Consider the following 6,738-nt stretch of genomic DNA (forward strand, 5'->3'; position numbering starts at 1 on the left):
CAGCCAAAAAGCATTGGGCTGACAAGTTTTCACAACTGATTAAAAAATTCGATCGAATATCTGCGGAATGTGGGTTAAAAGTTCGCGATCGCAGGCTTCCCAAAAAAACCCGGTCTCTCGTTGTCGCGATCGAGCGTATACGGCCAAATTACGTCAAGAAACCGGGTTTTTGCGTCCAGGACTGATTGAGTCAAGCAACAGGAGTTGACAAAAGTGCGGGCTGTCTTTTTCTCAGGACTTGCGTACAGACTCTACTTGCAGGGCGATGCACACCGCACCTTACCGCTACAGATAGTGTAAAAAATGATTCCTGGCGCAAGTCCTATTTCTGTAGAATTGCAACCATTTTAGGAAAGCAGTCGTTTTGCCTTTGGCGGAACTGAGCAATTCCGCTATATAGTAATAAGTATCATTTGGCACTCCTCTGTAGCTGCCAAGAGTGCTTTTTACTGATAATCTTTAAATTAAACTATGTCTAAGGTGCGGTGGCTGCTTTTAAGTTCTTTTGCTTCCGGTTTTGGGCTTTGCTCAATCATTTTCGCAATGTTTACGATGACTTCAAGGCTATCGTTTTCGTCTTTTTTTCTCTTTCTTTTAACTTTGGTATTTTTTGTAATTAATCTGCTTTTTGCTTTGCATTATTATACAGCGCTTATCAAGCAGTTGAGTGTTAAAGGTAAAAGAAAAGCTAGAATTTAGCAGTTTTGAAGAAGAATCTGACAAAGGGATAGAGAGTTATTTATGGAAGTTGAAGGGACTCCAGGAAAACGCCTCTGGGTTAGGACAACTATCTAGCTGTAAGCCTTAATTATTTAAGGTCTAATTATTGAGGAGGTGCGATCGTCCTTATAACTCAAACTAACCCGCCCAATTTTCCAGAGGGGACAAAGACTCGCTTGACTCCAGATGAATACTGGGCGATCGAGGAAACAGCCGAAGAAGGTCACGAATATTGTAACGGATAGATTGTCACTATCTCAGGATGTTCCCCCGCTCACAACCGTATTGCCGTAAACATTACGACTTTTCTTAACGAGGCTCTGCGAGACACAAATTTTCAAACCTACAAGGGAGGCTTACGAATTTGGATTCCCAGCTTCAATCATGAAACTTATCCCGGGATCATCCCGGTTTTGCGCTTTTGAGCATCAAACGGATATTGATCGGTATCAGGTACACCGAAGCTTAAGCTGTTGCGCGTTTAAATTGCATATTCGGGACGTTGCTCTGAGCAACGTCCCACAATAATTTGAGTGATTTTTGACACACAATTTAAATGGAGAACAGCTTAAGCATTTGATTAAAATTTTCATCAACTACTGCGATTCTGAAATTTTCAACTTTCTATCAATTTGTTTTATTGTCGGATCTACAGATCCCGAATCTCCAAAGCAAACATTTTGTATTGACAATTGCTCGTAGTTAACAATCTGTCGGCGATGCTTCTTCAAATAAGCACAAAAGTTCTGGGCTTGTTTTTGACGGCAAGACTTAAATAAATTGATGCTTTCCTCAACTCATCCAAGGACAGAAACTCCTTACCCAAGGCCTGACTGGGGTTTCTCATCATACAGTTATTAAGTGGGTTAAAAAGATCCGAAACAGCCGATAAACCGAACCCGATTATTATGAAATTTCCGAAATAGCTCAGATAGATGAATGACAGACGGTAGTCGGTAAAAACAACTTGCATTTGGCGGTGGAGATTGGTCAACAAAGCAATAGCAGGGATTATCGCTATTGTAATTGGTTCCCGAAATGCAGAAACATTTAAACCATTATGGCAGATTGTTAAAGGGTGGCAGTGTTGTTTTATGTAACAGATGGCTGTGTGGTTTATCCCCAGTTCCCAAGAGGATGCTGACCGTATAATAAATAAAACATATATGACACGGGTAGAAGGAGAAAATACCACATTCAGACACGATACAGATCGAAGGCAATAGAAAAACTTTAGGTTACTCCAAATCAGTTGAAATGTTAAACCTCTCAGTGAATTTGATTGTTTACTCTCTCAAACATAAAACTGTACCCTACCTTCCTGTATCATGCTATAAATGTGCAACGCCTTTATTTTATCCCTTTTTTCATAGATTTGCTTTCATTGAGATGCACCCGACACAAGTTTGCCAATAAGCGATTGAAATCGGCGGCTTGTCGCCGACTATTATACTAAAATACTGCGTGTGAAAGCTCTTCGGGATTGAGATTATTGTGAATAACTTTACCGTCCCGGAACCAGACAACACGGCGAGTTTGGCGCGCTACTTCCGGTTCGTGCGTTACCATAACAACCGTCATCCCGCTGTCGTTGAGTTCTGTAAAAATATCCATTACTTCTTGAGTAGTTTTAGTATCTAATGCACCTGTAGGTTCGTCAGCCAGCAACAACACGGGACGGTTGACAATTGCCCGGGCGATCGCAACTCGCTGCTGCTGTCCTCCTGATAGTTGATTCGGTCTGTTTTGCAGCCGACTTTGCAGACCGACCTTAGTTAAAGCATCTACTGCCCGTTCGCGTCTTTCTACTGCGGGAATGCCGGCATAAACCATCGGTAACATGACATTTTCTAATGCTGTCAACTGAGGCAACAGGTGAAATTGTTGGAATACAAACCCCAATTTTAAATTGCGAATTCCGGCTAATTCTGCTTCCGGCATTTGGGCGACATCTACACCGTCTAAATAGTAACTGCCGCTCGTAGGTCGATCGAGACAGCCGATAATATTCATAGCTGTAGATTTCCCAGAGCCCGATGCGCCCATAATCGAGCAATATTCTCCCTGTCTTACCGTCAAGCTGACGCCGTTTAAGGCGCGCACTTCGAGGTCGCCAATCCCGTAAACTTTTGTTACCTCTTCTAGACCGACAATGACGGGTTTTGAGAGGACTTGCGGGTCGAGGTCTTGGTAGGTATCGGTTTGTAGTTCAGGCATTTTTTTTCTGTGCGATCGACACAACTAACTACTAAGCTAACACTTCCCGTCTGTTTTCGCGGTAGGAGTGACGGCTGTTGCGAGGCGAATAGACCTCTCCAATAATTCTTGTGGGGTAGGCATCCTGCCTGCCCAAGACTTGCTTTTCTGGAGAGGTTTAATAAACAGAAGCTTTATATTAAGGTCATAGTGAATACTTTGACACCGACCTGGAGGTAAAGTTGGAGTGGAAAAAAAAATCGGCCTTGCTCAATTGGGTATGAAATTTGTAGGGGCAATCCCCCCGTGATTTCCCCACCGCTGACTGTGTAAGCAATTAGAATTACCCCTACAGGCAAAATCATACTTTGATTGAGCAGCGCCAAAAAATCTATACTTAGGAATGAGAATTAAATAACTTACACAAGGAAAGTGGGGTGGGATCTTATAGCCCGCCCTTTTTGGACGGGCTATAAGATCCCATCCCACCATAACAATTAAAATTGTAAGTTATTTAATTTGCGATCCTTACTATTTATGCACCGACTCTCTCTGTAGGGTGCTTGTGGTAGCCCCTGTCAAGGGACGATCGACCTGCTTTAGGTCATGCTACCTGTTGGCGATGACCAATTGACCAATAAACCCAGTTTATTGGTCATCAACTGTTAAACAAGGAAGATTTAACGATCGCCAGCCACCAATTTTCAAAGGTTTGAGGCTCTTCTTCACCACCTTGACAGAGCTTGCTTGAAATAGCAACCCCAATAGGCTAAACTTGTCCCGATCGCCAAACTAACTACAAAGCAATGACTACTTCTGCCGATACAAACCAGACCGAAATTTCCAATACAGTCTCATCGAGTCCACAAATGTTATCTTTCCTCAAAATTGTTGAGTATGTATCCATAGCCGCTTTTGTGGGTGCCTGCATCCTTACCAGAGTTTTTCTAGACAATCAACTTATCTTTATTTTGGGAGCTGTTTTTCTGTCTAGTTTTATTTTTCTGTTCCTGACCAATAGACAATTGGCTCAAAAGTCTAGGAATAGCGCTAATCAGTTAGAGATCCGAAGAAAAGCTGAACTATATAATTATCTGTTAAACCCGGATAATGTTTCGGATAACAATCCGATCACCCCTGTGAGAGAAAAGGCTTTACGATATTCCCAGGAGTTGATTGACGATTATAAAAAAACTCGAGAGACTTCGAGAAATATTTACTATACTTTCCAGTTGGCAACCGTTGTTTTATCGGGAGTCACACCAATCTTAGTGTTGGTAGACAAATTGGAACCAGGTCAATCGTTGCTCAAGTGGCTGCCCGTAATTTGTCCCGCTGTCGCCTCCATAGTCGCCAGTATAGTTACCTCCTTTCCTTTTCAGGAAAATTGGATTGCTGCTAACACGACTGTGGAATTGTTAGAAGCGGAACAGGAGAAATTTGTATTAGGAGTGACTCCAGCTTATCGTTGCTACGATGTAGCCGACGAAGGCCAATATCAACAAATGACAAAAATGGCAATAGAAAACTTTATCAATCAGGTGAATGAGATTCATCTCAAGCAAATCCAAAAACCGGATGATACAGCGTCAAAGGAGCAGAATACAGAGCCAGCTCAATCTACCGAGTCACAACAGGAGCAGAGTTAACGAAGCTGACAATACCAGTAAGCAGGTAGGGTTGAGTGACGCTACCTGCTCTGATACAGTTAAACTTTTCTTCACACATGGCATTGCGGGGCTATAGGATAGCCAAAGACGGGCTCGTCCCCCGTTATTTTACCTTCAAATAGCTGTCTATGTAGCGCTCAAAAGGAATCAAAGGCAAAATTTTTGAGCTCTGATTAAGAAAAATTAAGCGTAAACTGGGTAAGTTAGAGATTTTTGGTAAACACAATTATGACATACGATTACGACTTGTTTGTGATAGGTGCAGGTTCCGGCGGATTGGCGAGTTCCAAGCGAGCAGCATCCTACGGAGCAAAAGTGGCGATCGCCGAAAATGATTTAGTAGGCGGAACCTGCGTAATTCGCGGCTGTGTTCCCAAAAAACTGATGGTTTACGCCTCAACATTTTCGCACCTTTATGAAGATGCGGTGGGCTACGGCTGGAGTCCAGTAGAAAGCAGCTTCGACTGGGAAAAACTCGTCACCACCGTAGACACAGAAGTGCGCCGACTCAGCAAACTGCACATCAGCTTTCTCGAAAAAGCCGGAGTCGAATTAATCTCAGGATACGCCAAATTTATTGACCCCCACACTGTCGAAGTTGGTGACAGAAAAATCACCGCAGCTAAAATCTTAATTGCCGTCGGCGGAGAAGCGCAAAAAGTCCCAATTACAGGCATAGAACACGCGATTACCTCCCGCGAAATCTTCCTGCTAAAAGAGCAACCAAAACGGTTGGCAATTTGGGGTGGCGGCTACATAGGCGTCGAATTTGCTTGCATTATGAACGGGTTGGGAAGCCAAGTAACTCAAATCATCCGGCGCGATAAAATTCTGCACTACTTCGACGAAGAAATTCGCGCTAACGTGCAAGAAGGAATGACTAAGCACGGAGTTGAATTTTTGACAGAAAGCTCGATCGAAAAAATTGAGAAAACCCCAGAAGGTTTAAAATTAACGCTGTCGGGAAAATCCGAAGGAACGCTAATAGTAGACGCGCTGTTGTGCGCTACCGGGCGTCAGCCTAATTTAGAAAAATTGGGTTTAGAAAATGCGGGAGTAGAAACCGATAAAGGTGCGATCGCTGTTACCAAAGACAGCCGCACCAGCCAGCCGCACATTTTTGCAGTCGGAGATTGCACCAACCGCATCAATTTAACGCCAATTGCGATCGCCGAAGGACGTGCTTTTGCCGATACTGAATTTGGGAACAATCCGAGAGCAATCACTCACGAAAATGTGCCGTCAGCAGTATTTTCGCAGCCGGAAGCAGCTACAGTTGGCTTAACAGAAGAGGAGGCTAAAGCCAAGTTTCCCCAATCAACTAAGTGCTATACAGCTAAGTTTAAACCGATGTTTCATTCTTTGACAGGTGCAGATGAAAAGACTTTTGTCAAGTTAGTTGTTGAAACTAATACTGACAGAGTTTTGGGCGTGCACATGGTGGGGAAAGATGCAGGGGAGATTATTCAAGGAATGGCGATCGCTGTTAATATGGGAGCTACGAAGAAAGATTTCGATGCGACGATCGGCATTCATCCCTCGACTGCTGAAGAGTTTGTGACTCTGCGGTAAACAGGGCGAAGCAGCCAGGGACTTAAGTCCCTGGCTAATAGCTAAAGTCGGTTAAAACCGACTCAAGAAAACTATTTTCAAGAACAGGCTCTCGGGCCTGTTCCACACAAAAATTAAATTTTCTGGTTGTGGGGTGGGCGTCCCGCCCGCCCAAAAATACAATTTAGATACAACACAACTTATTAATGAGTGATTCAACCAAACAAAACAAAATTTTAGAATTCTATCTCGGTCAGCAGCCGGATTCGCAAGGTCGGGCGATCGAGGATATTTGGTCGTGGGATTACCAGAAGCTGGAATCCGTACACAATTACATTCAATGGCTGTTTCCGCTGAGAGAAAAGAGTCGCTTTAATTCCAGTGCTCCTATTTTAAATGATGAGATAATTCAAGCTTTTAGAACAAGTGAAGAGTTGAGAAATCGGTTACTCCATTCGTTCAAGGTCATGCTGGCGTTTTACGGTTTGCAATGCCGCGAAGGAGAAAACGCAGAAATTGTAAATTTGGACTTTGGACAAAAGCAAATTGGCTTCGCGAGTCTTTGACGCGAAGTAATACGTATCGATTATGAATAATTAGG

The 6,738-nt window shown here is 43.3% G+C and carries 5 protein-coding genes; 4 read left to right on the top strand and 1 reads right to left on the bottom strand.

What is annotated here, in order from left to right; translation table 11 throughout:
- Positions 1 to 185 (top strand): hypothetical protein (locus tag QUA80_RS32765; RefSeq protein ID WP_333429083.1); only part of this gene is annotated, 185 nt, incomplete at its 5' end.
- 1,987 nt (positions 186 to 2,172) lie between these two features.
- Here QUA80_RS32765 and QUA80_RS32770 read toward each other — a convergent pair.
- A complete protein-coding gene (locus QUA80_RS32770; protein WP_333429084.1) occupies positions 2,173 to 2,937 on the bottom strand; it encodes an ABC transporter ATP-binding protein in 765 nt (254 codons plus the stop codon).
- A 785-nt stretch (positions 2,938 to 3,722) separates the two neighbouring features.
- Here QUA80_RS32770 and QUA80_RS32775 point away from each other — a divergent pair.
- From QUA80_RS32775 to QUA80_RS32785, 3 genes are all read left to right on the top strand, one after another.
- Positions 3,723 to 4,565, top strand: a complete 843-nt coding sequence (locus QUA80_RS32775) for a DUF4231 domain-containing protein (protein ID WP_333429085.1) — start codon at positions 3,723 to 3,725, stop codon at positions 4,563 to 4,565.
- A 249-nt stretch (positions 4,566 to 4,814) separates the two neighbouring features.
- Positions 4,815 to 6,158, top strand: a complete 1,344-nt coding sequence (gene gor, locus QUA80_RS32780) for a glutathione-disulfide reductase (protein WP_333429086.1) — start codon at positions 4,815 to 4,817, stop codon at positions 6,156 to 6,158.
- A 185-nt stretch (positions 6,159 to 6,343) separates the two neighbouring features.
- A complete protein-coding gene (locus tag QUA80_RS32785; protein WP_333429087.1) occupies positions 6,344 to 6,703 on the top strand; it encodes an opioid growth factor receptor-related protein in 360 nt (119 codons plus the stop codon).
- Positions 6,704 to 6,738 lie beyond the last annotated feature (35 nt).

It is taken from the genome of Microcoleus sp. F4-D5 (genome assembly GCF_036704885.1).
Classification (GTDB): Bacteria; Cyanobacteriota; Cyanobacteriia; order Cyanobacteriales; family Microcoleaceae; genus Microcoleus.